The sequence below is a fragment of the Rhizobium sp. BK251 genome, assembly GCF_004345245.1.
In the GTDB taxonomy this organism is placed as follows: Bacteria; Pseudomonadota; Alphaproteobacteria; order Rhizobiales; family Rhizobiaceae; genus Rhizobium.
The window spans coordinates 371,868-391,620 of sequence record NZ_SLUQ01000006.1 but is presented as its reverse complement, the minus strand read 5'-3'; the positions used below and the strand labels follow the sequence as shown (position 1 = coordinate 391,620).

The 19,753-nt window shown below is 60.8% G+C and carries 21 protein-coding genes; 16 read left to right on the top strand and 5 right to left on the bottom strand.

From position 1 onward, the window contains the following. Positions 1 to 13 precede the first annotated feature (13 nt). From EV286_RS17400 to EV286_RS17355, 10 genes are all read left to right on the top strand, one after another. Positions 14 to 781, top strand: coding sequence for an SDR family oxidoreductase (locus tag EV286_RS17400; RefSeq protein WP_132958401.1), 768 nt, complete (start codon positions 14 to 16; stop codon positions 779 to 781). A gap of 16 nt (positions 782 to 797) precedes the next feature. Further along, on the top strand, positions 798 to 1,871 hold the full coding sequence (locus EV286_RS17395; protein WP_132958400.1) for a 2,3-butanediol dehydrogenase: 1,074 nt from the start codon (positions 798 to 800) through the stop codon (positions 1,869 to 1,871). A 3-nt stretch (positions 1,872 to 1,874) separates the two neighbouring features. Further along, entirely contained in the window at positions 1,875 to 2,630 is a 756-nt protein-coding gene (locus tag EV286_RS17390) for an SDR family oxidoreductase (protein ID WP_132958399.1), read from the top strand. 19 nt (positions 2,631 to 2,649) lie between these two features. Next, positions 2,650 to 2,934 (top strand): YciI family protein, encoded by a 285-nt coding sequence (locus tag EV286_RS17385; RefSeq protein WP_132958398.1) that lies wholly within the window; start codon positions 2,650 to 2,652, stop codon positions 2,932 to 2,934. Continuing rightward, positions 2,931 to 3,944 (top strand): Gfo/Idh/MocA family oxidoreductase, encoded by a 1,014-nt coding sequence (locus tag EV286_RS17380; protein ID WP_132958397.1) that lies wholly within the window; start codon positions 2,931 to 2,933, stop codon positions 3,942 to 3,944. The genes EV286_RS17385 and EV286_RS17380 overlap by 4 nt, the downstream gene beginning before the upstream one ends. 10 nt (positions 3,945 to 3,954) lie before the next feature. Beyond that, positions 3,955 to 4,938: a zinc-binding dehydrogenase gene (locus EV286_RS17375; RefSeq protein ID WP_132958528.1), complete on the top strand. Its 984-nt coding sequence runs from the start codon at positions 3,955 to 3,957 to the stop codon at positions 4,936 to 4,938. A gap of 4 nt (positions 4,939 to 4,942) precedes the next feature. Then, positions 4,943 to 6,001, top strand: a complete 1,059-nt coding sequence (locus tag EV286_RS17370) for an SDR family oxidoreductase (RefSeq protein ID WP_132958396.1) — start codon at positions 4,943 to 4,945, stop codon at positions 5,999 to 6,001. A 23-nt stretch (positions 6,002 to 6,024) separates the two neighbouring features. Then, complete coding sequence (locus tag EV286_RS17365) at positions 6,025 to 6,939, top strand: intradiol ring-cleavage dioxygenase (protein WP_132958395.1); 915 nt, start codon at positions 6,025 to 6,027, stop codon at positions 6,937 to 6,939. A 5-nt stretch (positions 6,940 to 6,944) separates the two neighbouring features. Then, positions 6,945 to 8,009 (top strand): maleylacetate reductase, encoded by a 1,065-nt coding sequence (locus EV286_RS17360; protein WP_132958394.1) that lies wholly within the window; start codon positions 6,945 to 6,947, stop codon positions 8,007 to 8,009. Positions 8,010 to 8,161: 152 nt separating this feature from the next. Then, positions 8,162 to 8,446, top strand: coding sequence for a YciI family protein (locus tag EV286_RS17355; RefSeq protein WP_132958393.1), 285 nt, complete (start codon positions 8,162 to 8,164; stop codon positions 8,444 to 8,446). A 654-nt stretch (positions 8,447 to 9,100) separates the two neighbouring features. Here EV286_RS17355 and EV286_RS17350 read toward each other — a convergent pair. Next, positions 9,101 to 9,304: a cold-shock protein gene (locus EV286_RS17350; protein WP_132958392.1), complete on the bottom strand. Its 204-nt coding sequence runs from the start codon at positions 9,302 to 9,304 to the stop codon at positions 9,101 to 9,103. A gap of 228 nt (positions 9,305 to 9,532) precedes the next feature. Next, positions 9,533 to 10,426 (bottom strand): LysR family transcriptional regulator, encoded by an 894-nt coding sequence (locus tag EV286_RS17345; RefSeq protein WP_132958391.1) that lies wholly within the window; start codon positions 10,424 to 10,426, stop codon positions 9,533 to 9,535. A 316-nt stretch (positions 10,427 to 10,742) separates the two neighbouring features. Here EV286_RS17345 and EV286_RS17340 point away from each other — a divergent pair, with 316 nt between their 5' ends. Both EV286_RS17340 and EV286_RS17335 read left to right on the top strand, forming a co-directional pair. Next, a complete protein-coding gene (locus EV286_RS17340) occupies positions 10,743 to 11,714 on the top strand; it encodes an MBL fold metallo-hydrolase (protein WP_132958390.1) in 972 nt (323 codons plus the stop codon). Positions 11,715 to 11,764: 50 nt separating this feature from the next. Next, positions 11,765 to 12,658, top strand: coding sequence for an alpha/beta hydrolase (locus EV286_RS17335; protein WP_245500739.1), 894 nt, complete (start codon positions 11,765 to 11,767; stop codon positions 12,656 to 12,658). Positions 12,659 to 12,754: 96 nt separating this feature from the next. Here EV286_RS17335 and EV286_RS17330 read toward each other — a convergent pair whose 3' ends face one another. From EV286_RS17330 to EV286_RS17320, 3 genes are all read right to left on the bottom strand, one after another. Next, the gene (locus EV286_RS17330; protein WP_132958388.1) at positions 12,755 to 13,939 is read right to left on the bottom strand and encodes a low temperature requirement protein A; all 1,185 of its coding nucleotides are present in this window, start codon (positions 13,937 to 13,939) and stop codon (positions 12,755 to 12,757) included. A gap of 44 nt (positions 13,940 to 13,983) precedes the next feature. Next, the gene (locus EV286_RS17325) at positions 13,984 to 14,289 is read right to left on the bottom strand and encodes a hypothetical protein (protein ID WP_165932869.1); all 306 of its coding nucleotides are present in this window, start codon (positions 14,287 to 14,289) and stop codon (positions 13,984 to 13,986) included. A 107-nt stretch (positions 14,290 to 14,396) separates the two neighbouring features. Beyond that, on the bottom strand, positions 14,397 to 15,263 hold the full coding sequence (locus tag EV286_RS17320) for a TIGR02587 family membrane protein (protein ID WP_132958386.1): 867 nt from the start codon (positions 15,261 to 15,263) through the stop codon (positions 14,397 to 14,399). Positions 15,264 to 15,503: 240 nt separating this feature from the next. Between EV286_RS17320 and EV286_RS17315 the strand changes: the two genes are divergently transcribed. Genes EV286_RS17315 through EV286_RS17300 form a run of 4 tightly spaced genes read left to right on the top strand, consistent with a single transcriptional unit; the run spans position 15,504 to position 19,752 of the window. Then, entirely contained in the window at positions 15,504 to 15,983 is a 480-nt protein-coding gene (locus EV286_RS17315) for a GNAT family N-acetyltransferase (RefSeq protein WP_132958385.1), read from the top strand. Between the two features lie 25 nt (positions 15,984 to 16,008). Next, a complete protein-coding gene (locus tag EV286_RS17310; RefSeq protein ID WP_132958384.1) occupies positions 16,009 to 17,031 on the top strand; it encodes a glycoside hydrolase family 3 N-terminal domain-containing protein in 1,023 nt (340 codons plus the stop codon). 38 nt (positions 17,032 to 17,069) lie between these two features. Next, positions 17,070 to 18,716: an ABC transporter substrate-binding protein gene (locus EV286_RS17305; RefSeq protein ID WP_132958383.1), complete on the top strand. Its 1,647-nt coding sequence runs from the start codon at positions 17,070 to 17,072 to the stop codon at positions 18,714 to 18,716. Between the two features lie 58 nt (positions 18,717 to 18,774). After that, entirely contained in the window at positions 18,775 to 19,752 is a 978-nt protein-coding gene (locus tag EV286_RS17300) for an ABC transporter permease (RefSeq protein ID WP_132958382.1), read from the top strand. The last annotated feature ends 1 nt before the right edge of the window (position 19,753 follow it).

Sequence of the window (19,753 nt, the reverse complement as noted above, 5' to 3'; positions counted from 1 at the left end):
GAGGAGAGAATTTATGTCGCGTCTGAAGGACAAGGTGGCGATCATCACCGGCGGAAGCACGGGCATCGGCGAAGCGACGTGCCACAGGTTTGCGCAGGAGGGCGCGAAGGTTGCGATCTTCGACGTCAGCGCCGAGCAAGGTGCACGCGTTGCAAGGGCCATCGAGGACGAAGGCGGCGACGCCGCCTTCTACAAGGTCGACGTCTCCAACGAGGGCGAGGTCGCCCCGGCAATCGAAGAGGTCGTCGCTAGGTGGGGCAAGCTGGACGTTCTGGTCAACAACGCTGCGGTCACCGGCGTCAACAAGCTCGCCCACGAGGTGGCGGTCGATGAATGGGACCGGATCTTCGCGATCAACGTCCGCGGCGTCTTTCTATGCACCAAGCATGCCGTAAAGCCGATGATGTCAGCCAAGGCGGGCTCGATCGTCAATTTCTCATCGATCTACGGGCTCATCGGCAATGACGATCTTCCGCCCTATCATGCAACGAAAGGCGCCGTGCTGGCGATGACCAAGACAGATGCCGTCTGCTACGCGCCCTTCGGTATCCGCATCAATGCGGTCCATCCGGGATCCACCAAGACACCGCTCTTCATGAAGGCGGGGGAGACCTATCCGGGCGGGCTCGACCATTACCTGGAGATGATGGCGTCGAAACATCCCCTGACGCTTGGCGAACCTGTCGACGTTGCCAACTGCGTTCTTTTCCTCGCATCCGACGAAGCCCGGTTCGTGACCGGCAGCAGCCTTGTCTGCGACGGCGGTTACACCGCCCAATGACCAGAAGGACATACCCATGAAAGCCGTACGATACTACACAAAGAAAGACATTCGCGTTGAGGACGTTCCTGCACCGAGCGGGCCGCTCGCAGACGACATGGTCCTTATCGAGCCGCTGGTCTGTGGCATATGCGGGACGGATCTGCATGAATATGTCGCGGGTCCGATCGTGACGCCGGCGGAGCCGCACGTCTATTCCGGCGCAAGGCTTCCGCAAATCCTCGGCCACGAGTTTTCGGCGCGCGTCATCGAGGCGGGCAAGGATGTCACTCATGTATCGCCGGGATCGCGCGTTTCGATACAGCCGCTGATCTCGCCGCGCGACGACTACTACGGTCGACGCGGCCTCTTCCACCTGAGCGAAAAGATGGCCTGCGTCGGCCTGTCCTGGGACTGGGGTGGCATGGGTGAAAGGGCCGTCGTCAACGGCTACAACGTGTTTCCCGTCCCCGACAGCGTCACGGACGTGCAGGCCGCGATGATCGAGCCTGCTGCTGTTGCCCTCTATGGCGTCGATCGCGGCAAGGTCGGAACAGGCAGCACCGTCCTCGTCTCCGGCGTCGGGCCGATCGGCGCGCTGGTTTTGCTCGCCACGAAGGCGGCGGGTGCGACGACGATCTTCGTATCAGAGCTCAACCCGAACCGCCGGGCGCTCGCAAAACAGCTCGTACCGGAGGCGATCGTCTTTGATCCGCGCGAGACGGATACGGCAAAGCTCTTCCGCGAGCATACGGAGGAGGGCGTCGGCGTCGATGTCGCGCTCGAATGCGTTGGCGCCGAGGCTTCCCTCAATCTCTGCGCAAAGGCTGTCCGGCGCCAGGGCACCGTCGTGCAGGTCGGTCTTCATGTGCGGCCCGCCGCCATTGACGCGATGCTCTGGGCATTGAAGGACATCACCGTCGAAGCAACTTGGTGCTATCCGGTGCAGATCTGGCCCCGCATCGCCCAGATGATCGGTGCCGGCATCTTCCCCGTCGAAAAGATCGTGACTGCACAGATCGCGCCGGAGGACGTGGTCGAAAAGGGCTTCGAGGCGCTTCTCGATCCGACTGCTTCCCACATGAAGATCCTCGTCAACATGAAGGCCTGATCGATGATGAGCCCGATGGACATGAGCGGTCGCAAGGTCCTCGTGACGGGTGCGGCAGGCGGGATCGGCCGCGCCGCCTGCACCTATCTCGCCGCGCTAGGGGCGACCGTCATCGCGGCCGACCGGGATGACGCGGTCGAGACGACACGCGACGACCTCCGCACCGCCGGCGGCAGCGCCGAATGCATCACCTTCAACGTTGCCGACAAGGGGGCTGTCGAGGCTGCCGCTGCAAAGGTCGGCGAAATCGACGGAATCTTCGCCAATGCCGGCATCTCCTACGAGCGCCCGGCACTCGAGCACAGCGAGGCCGATTGGCGCACCGTCATGTCGGTCAATCTCGATGGGGTCTTCTGGACCGTGCAGGCGTTCGGGCGCCAGATGATCGCTCGCGGGCGAGGATCTGTGGTGATGACTGCCTCGATTGCCGGCGTGAAGGCTGTCCGTCCCGAACTGCACGTCGGTTACGATGTCTCGAAGGCCGGCGTCGCCCATATGTGCAAGGTGCTTGCCGCGGAATGGGCAAGATCGGGTGTTCGCGTCAACGCGGTCGGCCCCGGCTACACCGACACGGCCATGCTTGCCGAAGTTGGCCGAACCCAGCCGGCGGTGATGCGCCAATGGATGGACGACACCCCTGTCGGCCGCCTGATCAAGCCGGAAGAGATCGCTTCTGCCGTGGCCTTACTCCTGTCCAATGCCGCAAGCGGCATCACCGGCCATCTGCTGATGGTCGATGGCGGCTATTCCATCGCCTGATTTTGAAAGGAAAAGAAACATGCACTACATCGTTCATTGCCTCGACCACGAAGGCGCGGTCGAAAAACGCCTCGCCAACTACGATGCACATAAGGCTTATCTGGCGAGTGCATCGACCAAGACGGTCATCTCCGGGCCGCTGCTCGCCGATGACAACGAGACGATGATCGGCTCGCTGTTCCTGCTCGAAGCAGACAACAAGGAAGAGGTAGTCGCCTTCAATCGCGCCGATCCCTTCACCAAGGCGGGTGTCTGGAAGACCGTCAATATCCATCCCTTCAGCAAGCGGGTGGACAATCGATGACAGTGCTCGAACAGAGACCGGTCATCGCCGCGATCGTCGGCCTTGGCTGGTGGGGCAAGAAGATGGCGAGCCTCGTCAATGCCGGTGGCGCCGAGATGCATTTCGCCCGCGCGGTCGATCCGAACCCGGAAGCGAGAGGCTTTGCGGACGAGCTCGGACTGCAGTTCTCGGGCGAGCTTGCCGAAGCAGTGGAAGACGACAGCATCGAGGCGGTCGTCCTTGCAACACCGCACGCGCTCCATGAGGAGCAGATCGCGCAGGTCGTGGCGGCGGGCAAGCACGTCTTTTGCGAAAAGCCTCTCGCCCTGACCAGGCGGGGTGCCGAGAGATCGGTGGCGCTTTGCAAGGACGCCGGCCTGGTGTTGGGAATGGGGCACGAGCGCCGCTTCGAGCCGCCGATCGCCGAGATTCTCAAGGCAGCCGAGACGGGGAAGCTCGGCAGGCTGCTGCAGATCGAGGCGAATTTCAGCCACGACAAGTTCCTCGGCCTCGATCCATCCAACTGGCGCCTGAAGGCGGACCAGGCGCCAGCCGGCGGAATGACGGCGACCGGCATTCACCTGACCGACCTTGCCGTCAAGTTGATGGGCCCCGCACGGGACGTTCGCGTGATTTGCGAGAACCTCGCCTCGAAGATTCCCCAGGGCGATACGATGAGCGCTCATATCGGCTTCAGGAACGGTGGGTCGGCCTATGTTTCGGCGACGCTCGCGACACCCTTCGTCTCGCGCTTTGCGGTATATGGCACGCTCGGATGGATCGAAGTGCGCGACAAGGCGCATGTCGAGGCTCCGGACGGCTGGATCGTCACGGAGGGCTGGAAGGACCGGCCGATCACCGTGCGCGAGGTCGCGCCCGCCGAGCCGGTGCGCGACAATCTCCGGGCCTTTGCGCAAGCCGTTCGCGGCAGGAGAGACTATCCGATCACCGGCGAGGACATGATCAACAACATCGCATTGCTCGAGGCCATCGTCCGCTCCGCGCGCACGGGTGCCGTTGAAGCGGTCTGAGGAGGACATGATGAAGGCTCTTGTTTTCGAAGCTCCGGAAAAACCTGTCGTGATCGACGCGGCCATGCCCGAAATTTCGCCGAACGAGGTGCTCGTTCGGACGCGGGCGGTCGGCATCTGCCATTCGGACTATGAGCTCCTTGCCGGCCGGTATATCATCCCAATCTCCTATCCGGTTACGCCGGGCCATGAATGGAGCGGCGAGATTGTCGAGGTCGGGCGGAACGTCACCGGCTTCGCCAAGGGCGACCGGGTCGTCGGCGAATGTGTCGTGCGAACGCCTGAACGGCTCCACCACTTCGGCTTCTCGCTGAGTGGTGCCGATCGGGAGTATTTCGCGGTCAATCCGGAGTGGTTGCACAAGCTTCCCGACGCCGTCGACGACAAGAAGGCAGCGCTGATCGAGCCGTTTACATGCGGGTTCTACGCGGTCCTTCGCTCCGGCGGCACGAATGCGAGCGAGACCGTCGTCGTGTCGGGCGGCGGAACGATCGGACTGGTGTCAGCGGCTGCAGCGATCGGCATGGGCGCGCGGGTGATTGTCGTCGATCCCCTGGCATCGCGCCGTGACGTCGCGATACGGCTTGGCGCCGATATCGCCATCGACCCTTCCGACGGAGGAGCGGCAGAGCGGATCCGGGATCTGACTGAAGGCAAGGGCGCCGACCTCGTCATCGAGGCATCCGGCCACGACGCATCTCTTGCCGCAGCCTTCGACTACGCCCGGGAGGACGGGCGCATGTCCATGGTCGGTATCAATATCGGCCGCAAGGTTCCCGTCGTACTGGGGCAGATCCAGATGAAGAACCTGACAGTGCGCGGATGCATAGGGTCGCCGGGTGTGTGGCCAGCGGCCATTCGCTTCCTCGAAAAAACCGGTCTCGACCTTTCGCCGATCCAGACGCATGATTTTGCCTTGGCCGACGCGGTCCAGGCCTTCGCCTTCGGACAGGATCCGACGAAGAGCATCAAGATTACCCTTTTGAATGGTTGAGCACATGAGCAAGCATGCCCTGATCGTCGGCGCCACCGGAATTACCGGAAGCAACCTCGCGCAACATCTGCTGGCCAAAGGTGGCTGGAGCGTTTCGGGACTTTCCCGATCCGTCAGTCCGATCGACGGTGTCGATACGCTAAGATGCGATCTCGCCGATCCGGATTCCGTCCGTGGCGCTCTCGCCGGCGTCAGGCCAAGCCACGTGTTCATCACGGCCTGGTCGCGTCAGGCGACCGAGGCGGAGAATTGCAGGGTCAACGGTGCGATCGTCCGCAACGTGCTCGACGCGCTGGCCGGACGCGGCATTCGGCACGCCGCGCTCGTGACCGGCACCAAGCACTATCTCGGCCCGTTCGAAGCCTATGCCAAGACCGCTCCGGAGACACCTTTCCGGGAAGAGCAGCCGCGGTTGCCGAACGAGAATTTCTACTACGTGCAGGAGGACGAGGTCTTTGCCGCGGCAAAGCGCGAGCAGTTCACCTGGTCGGTCCATCGGCCGCACACGCTGATCGGCTATGCGGTCGGCAATGCCATGAACATGGCGGCAACGCTCGCAGTCTACGCATCGATCTGCAAGGAAACCGGCATGCCGTTCGTCTTTCCCGGCTCGCCGCAGCAATGGCAGGCTGCCACGGACGTCACCGATGCGCGGCTGCTCGCCCGGCACCTTGCCTGGGCAGCGACGACCCCTGCCGCGGCGGATCAAGCCTATAACGTCGTCAATGGAGAAATCTTCCGCTGGAGATGGCTCTGGCCGCGGCTCGCCAACTATTTCGGAATCGAGGCCGCAGAATATCCCGGCGGCCCGGATTCGCTCGAAGCGAAAATGGCAGATGCCGAACCCGTCTGGGACCGTCTCGTCAAGGCGCGTGGGCTCCAGCCCAATTCGCTCTCCCGTGTGGCCTCGTTCTGGCATACGGACGCCGATCTTGGTCGCGAAGTCGAGACGTTCAACGACATGGGACGGAGCCGAAAGCTCGGCTTTCTCGATTATCAGGATACGATCGAGTCCTTCACCGACGCCTTCGACCGCCTCCGGGCGGATCGGGTGATACCTTGAAGCACTTGCAGGAGAACATGCCAATGACTGATCACCATGCCGCACATGATGCCGCCAGCGGCTATTTCTCCGAGGGAAAATCGGAAGAGGTGGTGCTGGCCCGCATGGCCGGCGATATGAGTCCTCGCCTGCAGGAGGTCATGACCGCCGTCGTTCGCCATCTGCATGCGCTGGTGAAGGAAGTTGAGCCGACCCAGCAGGAATGGGAAACGGCGATCCAGTTCCTCACCGAGACGGGCCACATGTGCAACGACTGGCGGCAGGAGTTTATCCTCCTGTCCGACATTCTCGGCGCCTCGATGCTGGTCGACGCGATCAACAACCGCAAGCCGTCCGGAGCTACCGAGACCACCGTTCTCGGTCCCTTCCACGTCTCGGATGCACCGCGATATGAAAGCGGGGCGAATATATGCCTCGACGGCAAGGGCGAGCCGCTGCTGGTGACCGGCCGGGTGACGGATACGGAAGGACGGCCGATCGCGGGGGCAATGCTCGATGTCTGGCAGGCCAACGATGAAGGCTTCTACGACGTGCAGCAGAAAGGCATCCAGCCGGACATGAACCTGCGCGGGATCTTCACCACTGACGGCGACGGCCGCTACTGGTTCAAGTCGGTAAGGCCGAAATTCTATCCCATCCCCGACGACGGGCCGGTCGGCAAGCTGCTGCGGCAGATGGGGCGTCACCCTTACAGGCCGGCACACATTCACTTCATCGTCGGGGCCGAGGGCTACGAGCCGATTACGACCCATATCTTCACGCCCGACTGCCCTTACCTGCATTCGGATGCGGTGTTCGGCGTGAAGGAGGATCTGATAGCGGACTTCACGAAGATCGACGACCCGCGAAAGGCGGCGGATCTCGGATTTCCGAACCCCTTTGATGCTGTTACCTGTGACTTCGTCCTCGCGACACCCCAGCAGCGGATGAAGGGATAATCACCATGGAAAGCTTCGTCTACAACGCCAATCCCGGCCGGGTTATCTTCGGCCACGGCGCTGTCGCAAAGCTCGAGGAAGAAGCAGAGCGCCTCTCGGCTGAGCGGGTGCTGGTGCTATCGACGCCGGAGCAGGCCGACCAGGCGGAGATCATTGCCCGCCACCTGGGGGCACGCCTCGCCGGTATCTATCCGAAGGCGACAATGCACACCCCTACAGAGGTGACCGTCGAAGCACTCCAGATCGTCGAACGGCTGCGGGCCGATGCCGTCGTCTCTATCGGTGGCGGGTCGACGACCGGTCTCGGCAAGGCGATCGCCTTCCGCACCGACCTGCCGCAGATCGTGGTGCCGACGACCTATGCGGGATCGGAGGCGACACCGATCCTCGGAGAGACGGAGAATGGCCGAAAGGTCACGAAATCCGATCCGCGCATCCTTCCCGAAGTCATCATCTATGACGTCGATCTTACCATGACGCTTCCGGTTTCCCTCTCGGTGACGAGCGGTATCAACGCGATCGCCCATGCCGTCGAGGCGCTTTACTCGCGCGATGCCAATCCGATCATCTCGCTGGTCGCGGAGGAGGGCATCACGTCGCTTGCCCGCGCGTTGACGCTTATTCGAGATGACGCTCAGAACAAAAATGCCCGCGCTGCGGCATTGTATGGCGCCTGGCTCTGCGGGGTTTGCCTTGGTTCTGTCGGCATGGCGCTGCATCACAAGCTGTGCCACACGCTTGGCGGCATGTTCAACCTGCCGCACGCGCCAATGCATACCGCCCTCCTGCCGCATGCCGTCGCCTATAACCGGGACGCCGCTCCTGAAGCGATGAAGCGCATTTCGAGGGCGCTCGGCTCGGATGATGCCGCCGTCGGCCTCTACGATCTTGCCTCGGGCCTCGGCGCATCCATGTCGCTGCAATCCCTCGGCATGCCCGAAGTGGGTGTCGGCGCTGCCATCGAGCAGGCGATGGCAAACCCGTATTGGAACCCGCGGCCACTGGAGAAGGATGCCCTGACAGGCCTGCTTGCGCGTGCCTATCGCGGCGAGCGACCAGCCTCCGCCTGAACTTCGAGGGACGACGATGCAGGTCGGATGCGTGATTGTGCTCACCGCAATAGGCGTGGGAAACCACGGCGCCTATGCCAGCGCGGGGGGGCGAGGGCCGCGCCGGTGATTTCGAACTACAGCGGCAAGGCAGGAAATTGGGAGTAGATTGAATGCTTGCGATCCGTAGGTCACTCTCGGCGCCGGGAAGCGCTGAGGCTCGCGCCCGGTATCTTGAGGATCACAAGGCGTATCTCCGCTTGGGAAAGGTCAAGGTCCTGCAATCGGGACCGATTTTTAACGAAGAGGGCGATCAGGTGGGCGGTGTCGTAATCGCGGAGGTCACGGATCTCGCGGAAATGCGCGAGTTTAGTTTAGACGACCCATTTGTCGTTCATGGCATCTATGGGTCCACGGAGATTTTTGAATGGCGCGCTGCGATCGACAATAGGCCGTAGGTCATCGAGAGCGGATCGCGTGAAAATTCGCAGACAATGATACTCCATGGGGGGAGAGGATGAGATACAGCTTTTCATGGGAGCGGCTACGTCGGTGGCTCGCAGAACTTGCGTCGGCCCACTGCGTCTATTCGCACGACACCGCTGAGGCGACACGACCAAGACCGCAGCTCCTGCCCAGGCGGTGGATCGATTACCCCCGCAAGCCGCAGAGCAAGAGGTCCTGTTGATCTCGTAAGCGGGATCGGCGGTTCGAACCCTCAAGAGCATGATGAGAGACGGTGACCGAGGGCGGTTCTCGATCGAATGGATATAGCTCGGGAAGGAAGGATCTTCCGTCCGGGACACCTTCTGGCGAGATCGATGCGACGCTGCATTCTGCCAGAAATCGGCAAGAGTCTACACCCAGCCGATAGCGAAGCAGGCATGCAGCGTCGCGATCATGAACACATCAAATCGGAGATTTGCAACTACCCCGCCGGCGGAAAGCATAGTTCCGCTGCAACGACCTGCGCCTTCGAGCCCTAAGTCGATTTGAAGGGGTCTGGTTCGGATCCTCTCAGAGCGCAGTAGTCAACTGCGCCGTCCGAAAATCCGAAAACCAGTGGCAAGCTGCTCTGGCGGAGCGTTTCCTGGCCAAAGCAACTGACGTGATCAAAGCACGGTGACGTTTTCGGCCTTCGATTTTCCGGTCTTGCGATCCTGGCCCAACTCGTAGCTCACCTTCTGTCCGTCTCTCAGCGAACTGGCCTGCTGCAAAGCAGACACATGCACGAACACATCAGCTCCCCCATTCTCGGGCGTAATGAAGCCAAACCCTTTGTCTTCATTGAAAAATTTAACGGTGCCGATGGGCATGACAACTCCTCGTCGTTTCCGCGGCTGCTTGCCGCACTGCGAACCTATAGCTCGATCGCTTCGCGATCAATGGTCTGTAACATTTTCGTGCCTCACGCGCGAGTTCGCAAGTGGCAGCGCTGGGCTAAAAAGCAGGTCTGCCCGGCGTGCACCTCCGTTTTTGGTCGAAAAGTGCCGCGCGAAGTCATCAATCCCGCTCTCCCCACACGCAACCGACGCTCTCGACTGCTAGCTCAACCGAGTCTTGAGGCGCGGCGTTATCCAGTCGAGGAAGGCGCGCAGCTTGAGCGGCACCGGTTTGCGTTCGGTGTACATGATATGTACCGGCCATGGCTCCTGCTCGAACTCCTCCAGCATGATGACAAGGTCGCCTTTTCTTCTTGCTGCTTCCATCTTGTAGGACATGACGCGGCAGATGCCGGCACCGGCCAGCGCGGCCTCGACCGCAGCTTCCGAGGTATTCACCGTGAGCCTGGATCGTATGGGCGCCATGATGTCGCTGCCCTGCACGGCAAATCTCCAGGAGCGCGGAGTGGCCATCTCGTCAATGGTTATGCAGTCATGGTTCTCCAGGTCGCCGGGTGAGGCGGGGCAGCCGTGCACAGCGATATATGCGGGGCTTGCGCACAGTACGAAACGCACCGAGCCGATGCGCGTCGCGATCATGCTGCTGTCGGCGAGATTGCCGATGCGGATGGAGACATCGATGCGATCCTCCAGCGGGTTCATCACGCGGTCGCTGAGCAGCAGCCGCAGCGTGATATCGGGGTAGGCTTCCAGAAATTCGCAGGCGACAGGCAATAGATGCATGTGTCCGAGCCCCCATGGCGCAGTCACCGTCAGGTCGCCGGTCGGCATTCTGTATTCGCCTGACACTTCCCGTTCCGCGTCGGCCACATCGTCGATGATGCGTTTGCAGGCCTCGATGTACGACCGTCCCGTCTCCGTCAGCGCCATTTGTCGCGAGGTCCGCCGGAAAAGCTGGGTATTCAGTCGTGCCTCCAGCTCGGCGAGCTTGCGGCTGACCGTGGCGATGGGCTTTCCGAGTTTGCGGGATGCGGCCGACAGGCTCCCCGCCTCGGCGATCGCAACGACTATCGACATCAACTCAAAACGATCCACCCGGGTCGCCCTTCCGGTTTTCGGAAACCCACCTTTCAAACATAAGGGCTGTCGCGATGGGCGACAATCGCCTATAAATACCTGCACACGAAACTCGCGACCGAAACCGGCACCGGCCACAGTGCCCGATATCACGCCTTGCGTGAGACATTTATCCGAGACGCAGACTGAGTAAGCCCGCCAGCAGCCGAATCCTGGCCGCCGAGATGTCATATCCATATTCCGCCCGTCGACCGATACCGCCAAGGAGTTCGCCCCGAGCAACCCTTGGAAAAACTCACCTTAGCAATCCAGCGCAGCAGGAGGCGAAGCAGTCATGGCACATTTGAAGGAAGCTACCCTGTCGCGACGTGGCTTTTGCCTCTGCTGTATCGGCGGCGCAACCTTCGCCGCCACTGGCCTCTGGCCGACGCCGCGCCAGGCATTCGCGGAAGCCCGAGGACTTGTCAGCCTCATCAAGGACAGCGCCGCCGTTTCACCGATTGTAACGCACAAGCTGCGCAACAATATCAGCGTGCTTGAAGGCTCGGGCGGCAACATCGTCGTCCTTACCGGCCCCGACGGAAAAGTGCTCATTGACGCCGGTATCGGCGTTTCCCGCCCGCAGATCACGGAGGCGCTTGCCGCTCTCGGCGGCGATCCCATCACGCATCTTGTAAACACCCACTGGCATTTCGACCATGCCGACGGCAATGAATGGCTGCATTCGGCCGGCGCGAAGATCATCGCCCAGGAGAATACCCGCAAGCATCTTTCCGAGGTGCAGCGTGTCGAGGACTGGGATTACAATTTCCTTCCCTCGTCTGCGGGTGCGCTTCCGACCGAAGTCTTCGCCGACGAGCACCACCTGAAGCTCAACGGCGCGTCGATCGATCTCAAATATTACGGGCCCGCGCACACCGACAGCGACATTTCCGTCAGGTTTGCGGAGGCCGACGTCATCCATCTCGCCGATACTTACTGGAACGGCATTTATCCATTCATCGACTATTCGACAGGTGGCAGCATCGACGGAACGATCGCAGCGTCCGAGGCCAATCTCGCCGCGACGACTGACCAGACGATCATCATTTCCGGCCATGGAAAGCCGGTGAGCAACAGGGCTGAACTCCAGGAGTTCCGCGACATGCTCGTGACGATCCGCGACAACGTCGCAAAGCTCAAGCAACAAGGCAAATCACGGGACGAGACGGTCGCAGCCAAGCCGACAGCGGCCTTCGACGCGAAATGGGGCCAGTTCGTCATCGATCCCGCGTTCTTCACGCGGCTGGTCTACGAGGGCGTCTGAGAACGGACGCGCTGATATCGCAACACATGGTTTCAACGCTGGAGGTTCGTATGAATGGGATTCAGGAAACGAATAGGTCGGCTCAAGTGACGCACCATCGAAGCGTGGAAATCGACGGGATCAATATCTTCTACCGCGAAGCGGGTCCGAAAGACGCTCCGGTCGTGTTGCTGCTGCATGGCTTCCCGACGTCGTCGCATATGTTCAGAAATCTGATACCCGCCCTTGCGGATCGCTACCACGTGATTGCTCCTGATTATCCTGGTTACGGGCAGAGCGACATGCCCGATCACACAAAGTTCGCCTACACGTTCGATCGCTTTGGCGAGCTCGTCGACAGGCTCCTCGATTACGTCGGCGTCAATCGCTACGCGATGTACGTCATGGACTATGGGGCGCCCGTCGGCTGGCGGCTTGCGCTGAAGCATCCGGAGCGCATCACCGGCCTCATCGTCCAGAACGGCAACGCCTACGACGAGGGCCTGAAGGAGTTCTGGGACCCTATCAAGGCCTATTGGTCGGATCATTCGGAAGCGCATCGCAAGGCGCTTTATGTACTGGTGGAACTCGAGACGACGAAGTTTCAATACACCGACGGCGTTTCCGACGTCAGCCGCATCTCGCCGGACAATTGGGTGCATGACCAGGCCCTGCTCGATCGGCCGGGCAATGCCGAAATCCAGATGGATCTCTTCTACGACTACCGCACAAATCTGCCCCTCTATCCGGATGTCCAGGCCTATTTCCGCAAGCATCGTCCGCCGACGCTGATCGTGTGGGGCAAGAATGACAAGATCTTTCCGGCCGACGGCGCCCACCCTTACAAACGCGACCTGCCGGAAGTGGAGTTCCATCTCCTGGACACCGGCCATTTCGCGCTCGAGGACAAGGCCGACGAGCTGGTGCCGCTGATCCGCGACTTTCTCAAACGCAAGGTTGGATAGAACGACGTTTTTCGCCGTTCGCCAATTCCACAAGCACCACTGATGTGTCGAGCATGTCTCGACACATCAAATCGGGCCGCCATGTATGCCGGCCGATTATGCGGTTGACGCCGCCTGCGCCTTCAAAGCGAAATATTCCCAGGCAGCGACAACAAGAAGGCTGGCAGTGGCGCAGAGATTGAGGACGTAATTGGACGTGAGCGGTGCGATAGCCGCAACGCAAGCGAGCAAGAGCAGGCCGACCAGGTGGGACAGGGGGAATTGGCGCGCGGATGCCATTTTCACCCAGATATTGCCGCAGAGAAACAGGGCAGGTCCACCAAGCATTGCAAGTCCGTGCTTGAGGTTGCCCTCTTCCCCGGCATGCGAGAGAGAAAAATCCTCGCCAACCGCCGTAAGGATGATGCCGGCGACAATCGGGAAATGGCCGTATGTGAATAGATTATGGGCCACCGTTTCGGGCGACGACGTCGTCTCGGCCTTTTCCGCGACCTCTTCCTGGCCGTGATGGAAATAGATCCACCACATGATTACCGTGCTCAGGAACGCGCTGCAGAAGACAACAAAGGTTCTGTCGGCGGCCATGTGCTCCACGGCATTGCGCCCGGTGGTGAGGATCGTTTCGCCAAGGCAGATGATGACAAACAGCGCGCATCGCTCAGCCATGTGCTCGCCGGAAAGGCTTAGCGTCTCCTTCGAGGCGTTTCCGAGCCCGGGCAGAGGGTAGCGAATGAGCGGTGCTGCGTATTCAATCGATACCGCAATGATCCAGAGAGGGATGCGCAGTTCGATATTCGAAAGGGCACCCGCGATCCAGAAAATCCCGGAAATCGTCGCCCATAGGGTGATCCGCAGGAATGTCTTGGCCGAAGGTTGATCGATGTCGCAAAATGCATAGGCGGCAAATGCCGACCGGCCGATCTGCATCGCCACGTAGATCGCCGCAAACGGCAGCGCATGTTCGCCGAAAGCTTCCGGCAGGGCAATCGCCATCAGGATGCCGGCAAACATCAAGGCGAAAAGCATGTATCTGACCGGCTCACGTTCGGTATCGAGCAGGTTCGTCACCCAGGTGGTGTTGATCCAGACCCACCAGATGGCAAGGATTAAAATCGCGGCCTCGACTGCTGCCGTCGGGCTGAAATCCGTCGCAAGCGTATGCGAGAGCTGGATCAATCCGAATACGAAAACCAGATCGAAGAAAAGCTCGGGGAAGCTTGCCTTCGATTTGTGCGCGTCCTTGCTGATGATCCAACGCTTGCTCACAGGCCCCTGCACCATTGACCGCCGCCCCGCTGTGTCTGTTGTTCGCTCTCGCCTTCCAGTCATGGGTCCGCGTAGCCGACGGCATGAATGGTCAACTCTTTTCCCTTGATGGCCGAGAGGAAAATCAGTGCGCCCGCCGCCTTGGATTGGGCAGGCACATAATCGAATGTCGCTTCTGCCGTTTCGACAACGCCGTTCTCATTGCGAATTTCACCATGAACCAGAACGCCGGCTGCCGTGGTGTCGGCGGAATTGACGATCTCAAAGCGCACTTGGTTTTCAGGCTGCCCGGGCGCCGCGACAAGCCTGGCAACGGCTAGTTGGGGTGGCGTATCTGCGTTCGTGAAAGCCTCATAGGCTGTCATGGATATAAGGCCCGCTACGAGAATGGCGCTCGCCACTCCAACGGTCCATTCGATGGGATGCGGCGAACCTCGATCTTGGTGTCGTTTTTCCGGCACGGTTCGTTTCCTCACAATATCAATCGCGCTGCCGCCGCCCCTATGGAGCATGGCAGGCCCAGAACGACGACCGCGGGCAGGATCTGCAGTGCACTCGTCGCGCCGAAGCGTTCAAAGGTCCAGAGTGCGTAGGTGCTGATCAGGAGGGCTATCACGTAACCCGGCAAGGTAAAGCGGACCACTATATGCCAGGCGGGCACGTCGTCACCGATTTCATGCCCGCCCTTGAATGAGACTGCATAGACGAAGCCGTGCATCACAAGCAATGAGATGATGATGACGGCAAGTGTATGCCATGGCGTCATCTTGTAGGATAGCAGGATCATCTCCTCCGTGGGGGCAACGTTCAGCCCGAGAAACAATGCGCCGACGGCCATGAGAAACAATTCGCCCACGTAACCTACCGGCCCTTCCTGAACCGGATCACCGTCCTCGGCGCTATTTTCCCGGTCGCCGTTTAGCTGGCTTCGGCCCAACAACGCGCCGATGCTGGCCGGCACCGACTGGACGGCAATTTTCCCTTCGATTTCAGAGGGCGATTCGCCAAGCTTGAGGACACCCACGGCAAGAAGAATGATGGCGCTCGAGAGGATGCCGATGGCGTAGGCTATTGCCGCGTCTCTGGACGCATCTCGCCAAGTCGAAGTCTCTTCGAAACCGACCCGGTCGGCCAGGGCGATCAGCAGGGGAATGTTGACGAGAAGAAGGAGGAGGAGTCGGCCTCTGTCCATGTAGAAGCCGAGTTCCCACATCTCCATCGTCATGAACATCGGAAGGGCGAAGATCAAAGCTCCGGCAAAGCCTCTGCCGAGGCCCGCGGCAAAGCGAGAGCCATCCCACAAGCCGCCTTCTCCCCTTGCTCCGGTTTGTGATCCCATGAGGGGAAAATAGATCGGCCGATCAAAACGGCGAGAGCTGCCCCTCCAAATTCGGTGGAGTTGGCAGCTGCAGTTGCCGTTGGTGAGAGGGCAGGGCGCCCATTCGGCCCCGGTGACGACTGCGGGCCGATCTCTGTTGCGTCATCGCGAGAGCTCTATTGACAAGCTGCCACAGATATTGAAGTCTATGACATTAAAAGGGGATACATTCCATAATAATGGATCATAGGAGGACCGACGCTGTCCGACCTGCTTGTAAGTTTATATTCCACAAAGCTTGGCGAACTGAAAGAAAAAGCCGGGTCCGTCAGTGTCACGATTCGGCCTGCTCTGCCGCCGGAACTGCATGTCGTCGTTGATTGGGTACAGGCGCATTTCAGCAAGAATTGGGCAAGTGAAGTTGCCGTTGCCTTCTCCCGCCACCCCGTCGCCTGCCTGATTGCGGTGGAGAATGGAAAGCTGCTCGGCTTTGCCTGCTACGATACGACGGCACGCGGTTTCTTCGGCCCGACCGGGGTTGATCCTGATGCTCGCGGTCGCGGCCTTGGCCTGGCACTCTTTTCAGCGGCGCTGCAGACCATGAAAACGCTCGGCCACGCCTATGCATTCATCGGCGACGCCGGCCCCATCGACTTCTACGTCAAGACCGCGGGTGCGGTCGAAATCCCGGCCCCCGACAAGGGCATCTATGAAGGCATGCTGCGAAGCCAGCCGAAATGACCATCTGATATCGGAGTTTTAAATCGTGTCCTCCACACCGCTCGCTCTTTTTGTCGGCCTGCCGAACCCAACGATTTCGCAAGACGAATTCGCTCTCTTCCGCGACACCAATCCGCTCGGCCTCTTCGTGGGCCGCCGCAACCTGCGCAATCCGGAGCAGGCAAGGATCCTGATCGACCGTTTCCGTGAGGCGGTCGGCCGCGCCGATGCGCCCGTCTTCACCGACCAGGAGGGCGGCCGGGTTCAGCATCTCGACGCCGGCCCGTGGCCGCTCTTCCGCAGCTTCGGCCAGTTTGCCGCGCTCGCCCGGCATGACTTCGAACTTGGAAGGAAAGCTCTTCGCCTTTCCTCCCAGGCCATGGGCGCCATGATAACGGAGCTTGGTCTTTCAAGTGGTTGCTCGCCGGTTCTCGATCTCGTCTTCGAAACGACGAGTGCGGTCATCGGCGCCCGCTCGTTCGGTCCGGATCCGGATTTCATCGCAGCGCTTGGCCGGGAGGTCGTGGACGGCCTCATGGAAACCGGCAACCTGCCGGTCATGAAGCACATTCCCGGCCATGGCCGCGCGACGCTTGACTCTCACAAGGAGCGCCCGGTCGTCGATGCCTCCCGCGAGACGCTGATCGCAACGGATTTCAAGCCCTTCACCGCCTTGAAGGATACGCCGTGGGCCATGGTCGCCCATGTCGTCTATTCGGCCTACGACGCCGAATTGCCGGCTTCGGTTTCGCCGATCATGCATGACGTCATCCGCACGGAGATGGGCTACGACGGCGTGCTGATTTCCGACTGCATCTTCATGGAGTCGCTGCGCGGTACGCTGCCGGAGCGCGTAAAGCAGGTGCTCGATGCCGGCTTCGACGTTGCACTGCACAGCCATGGCGACATCCCGGAAAGCGAAGCCGCTGCGAAGGCGGCCCGACCGCTGACGGATGCGGCGCAGAAGCGCATCGCCGCCGGCAACGCCCGGCTCGGCAATCTCAAGGTCGACTACCGCGCAGTGCATGCCGAAGTCGAAGCCATGTTTGCAGGCGCGCAGGTCTCCTGATCTGCGTTGTTATCACTATAAAAAAAGGGGAATTTCACATGAAGAGATATTTCTTGAGCGCCGTCGCGCTCGCCGTTCTTTCGGGCTCAGCCATGGCGCAGACCGTGCTCACGGCCAATATCGAGCCGGCAACGACCTGGGTTCGCAACTTCAATCCGTTCAACCAGACCTCTTCGCGCCAGTCGACGCTTGATTTCATCTACGAGCCGCTTGTCATCTTCAATCGCTTCGACAGCAACAAGCCGGTCTATCGCCTGGCTGAAAGCTACAAGCTCGCCGACGACCTGAAGAGCATCGACTTCAAGCTGCGTTCGAACCTGAAATGGTCGGATGGGCAGCCGCTTACCTCGGCCGACGTCAAGTTCACCTATGACTATCTGAAGAAGTTCCCGGCGCTCGATTTCGTCAGCATCTGGACCTTCATCACCGACGTCCAGGTCGTCGATGCTCAGACGATCCGCTTCACGCTCGCCAATCCGAGCTCCCTTGCCGCAGAACAGCTTTCGCAACTGCCGATCGTTCCGGAGCATGTCTGGAAGGATGTTGCCGACCCGGTCACTTTCGCCAACGAAAACCCGGTCGGCAGCGGTCCGCTGACCGAAGTTCCGCGCTTTACCGGTCAGACCTACGACCAGTGCCGCAACCCGAACTACTGGGACGCCGAGCATCTGAAGGTCGACTGCCTGCGCTTCCCGCAGCTTGCCGACAACAACCAGATCCTAACCGCAACCGCCGACGGTACGCTGGACTGGGGTGTCTCCTTCATCCCGGACATCGACAATGTCTATGTCTCCAAGGACCCGGAGCATTATCACTACTGGTACTCACCGAGCAGCATGGTTGCCTTCCTGTTCAACCTCGAGACTGCAAACGAGGCCAACAAGAAGGCCTTCAACGACGTGAAGTTCCGCCGCGCCGTTTCCATGGCGCTCGATCGCAAGACGATGATCGATGTCGCCGGCTACGGCTATCCAACGCTGAACGAGGACCCGGGCCTCATGGGCGAGCTCTACAAGAGCTGGGCGGACCCCTCCGTCAAGACCGACTTCGGCAAGTTCGGCGCCTATGATACCGACGCCGCCAAGGCGCTGCTCGACGAGGCCGGCTATGTGGACAAGGATGGTGATGGTCTTCGCGACAATCCTGACGGCTCGAAGATTTCCTTCTCCATCATCGTTCCGAATGCCTGGACGGACTGGATCGATACGGTGAACATCGCCATCGAAGGCATGCAGGCCGTCGGCATCGATGCGAAGATCGAGACGCCGGAAGAGGCTGTCTGGACCTCCGACCTCATCGAGGGCAAATTCGATGCGGCGATCAACAGCCTGCCGGCTTCTGCCTCACCCTACTATCCGTACAAGCGCGCCTTCAGCGCCTCGGACAAGGGCAAGACCCGTTTCACGGCCCAGCGCTGGTTCAACCCGGAGGTGGAAGACCTCGTGACGCAGTTCACCCACACGGCCGATCTCGACAAGCAGAAGGAAGCGATGGACAAGGCCCAGCGCATCGTCGCCGAGAACATGCCGATGATCCCGGTCTTCAACAATCCGAACTGGTACCAGTACAACACCAAGCGCTTCACCGGCTGGTCGACCAAGGAAAACTCCTTCGTCAATCCGTCGATCTCGCGCACCAACCCGGCGCGCCTGCTCAACCTGCTCGCGCTCGAGCCAGTGAAGTAAGCCACTGAAACCTGCGGGAGGCGCGCTGCAAGCGCCCTCCCGGCCACACGGAGTTCCGATGGCCTTTCTGCTTCGCCGAATCGTCTTCTACCTCGCAGCCTTCATCGCAGCAGCAACGATCAACTTCTTCCTGCCGCGACTGATGCCGGGCGACCCCGTACAGATCATGTTCTCCAGCGCGGGGGCCGAACTGCCGCCGGAAAGCCTCCAGGCCCTGAAGCTGACCTTCGGCTTTGTCGATGGTCCGCTCTGGCAGCAATACCTGACCTATCTCGGCAGCATCTTCACCGGCGACCTCGGCCGGTCCATCAAATATTTCCCGCTGCCCGTCACCTCTGTCCTCGGTCATGCCCTGGTCTGGACCGTGGGGCTGATGGGTACGGCAACCATCCTCAGCTTCGCGCTCGGCACGATCCTCGGGATCCTCGCTGCCTGGCGGCGTGGCAGCCGGTTCGACGTCGTCGTTTCCGTCGGGGCAATCTTCGCGACGTCCGTGCCGGCCGTCGTCACCTCGCTGATCGTGCTCTTCGTCTTCGGCTTCACCCTTGGCTGGTTCCCGAATGGCTATGCCGCCGATCCGTCGCTCGATCCGTCGCTCAGCTGGCAATATATCGGCAGCGTCGCCTATCACGGCATCCTGCCTATGCTGACGCTGTGCACCGTTCTGGTCGGCGGCTTCACGGTGACGATGCGCAACAACATGATCAACCTGCTCGGCGAGGACTATATCGTCATGGCCCGCGCCAAGGGCCTCTCCGACCGGCACGTGATGCTCTGGTATGCCGCCCGCAACGCACTTCTGCCGACCGTATCGAGCCTCGCGATTGCGATCGGCACCATCCTTGGCGGCTCGCTGGTGACCGAGGTCGTCTACAATTATCCCGGCCTCGGCAATATCCTCTACCAGGCGATCCTGGCGCGCGACTACCCCGTCATCCAGGGCCAGCTTCTGATCATGACCGCGACCATGCTGGTCGCCAATTTCATCGTCGATGTGAGCTACGTGCTGCTCGATCCGCGGCTGAAGGGAGCGTGAG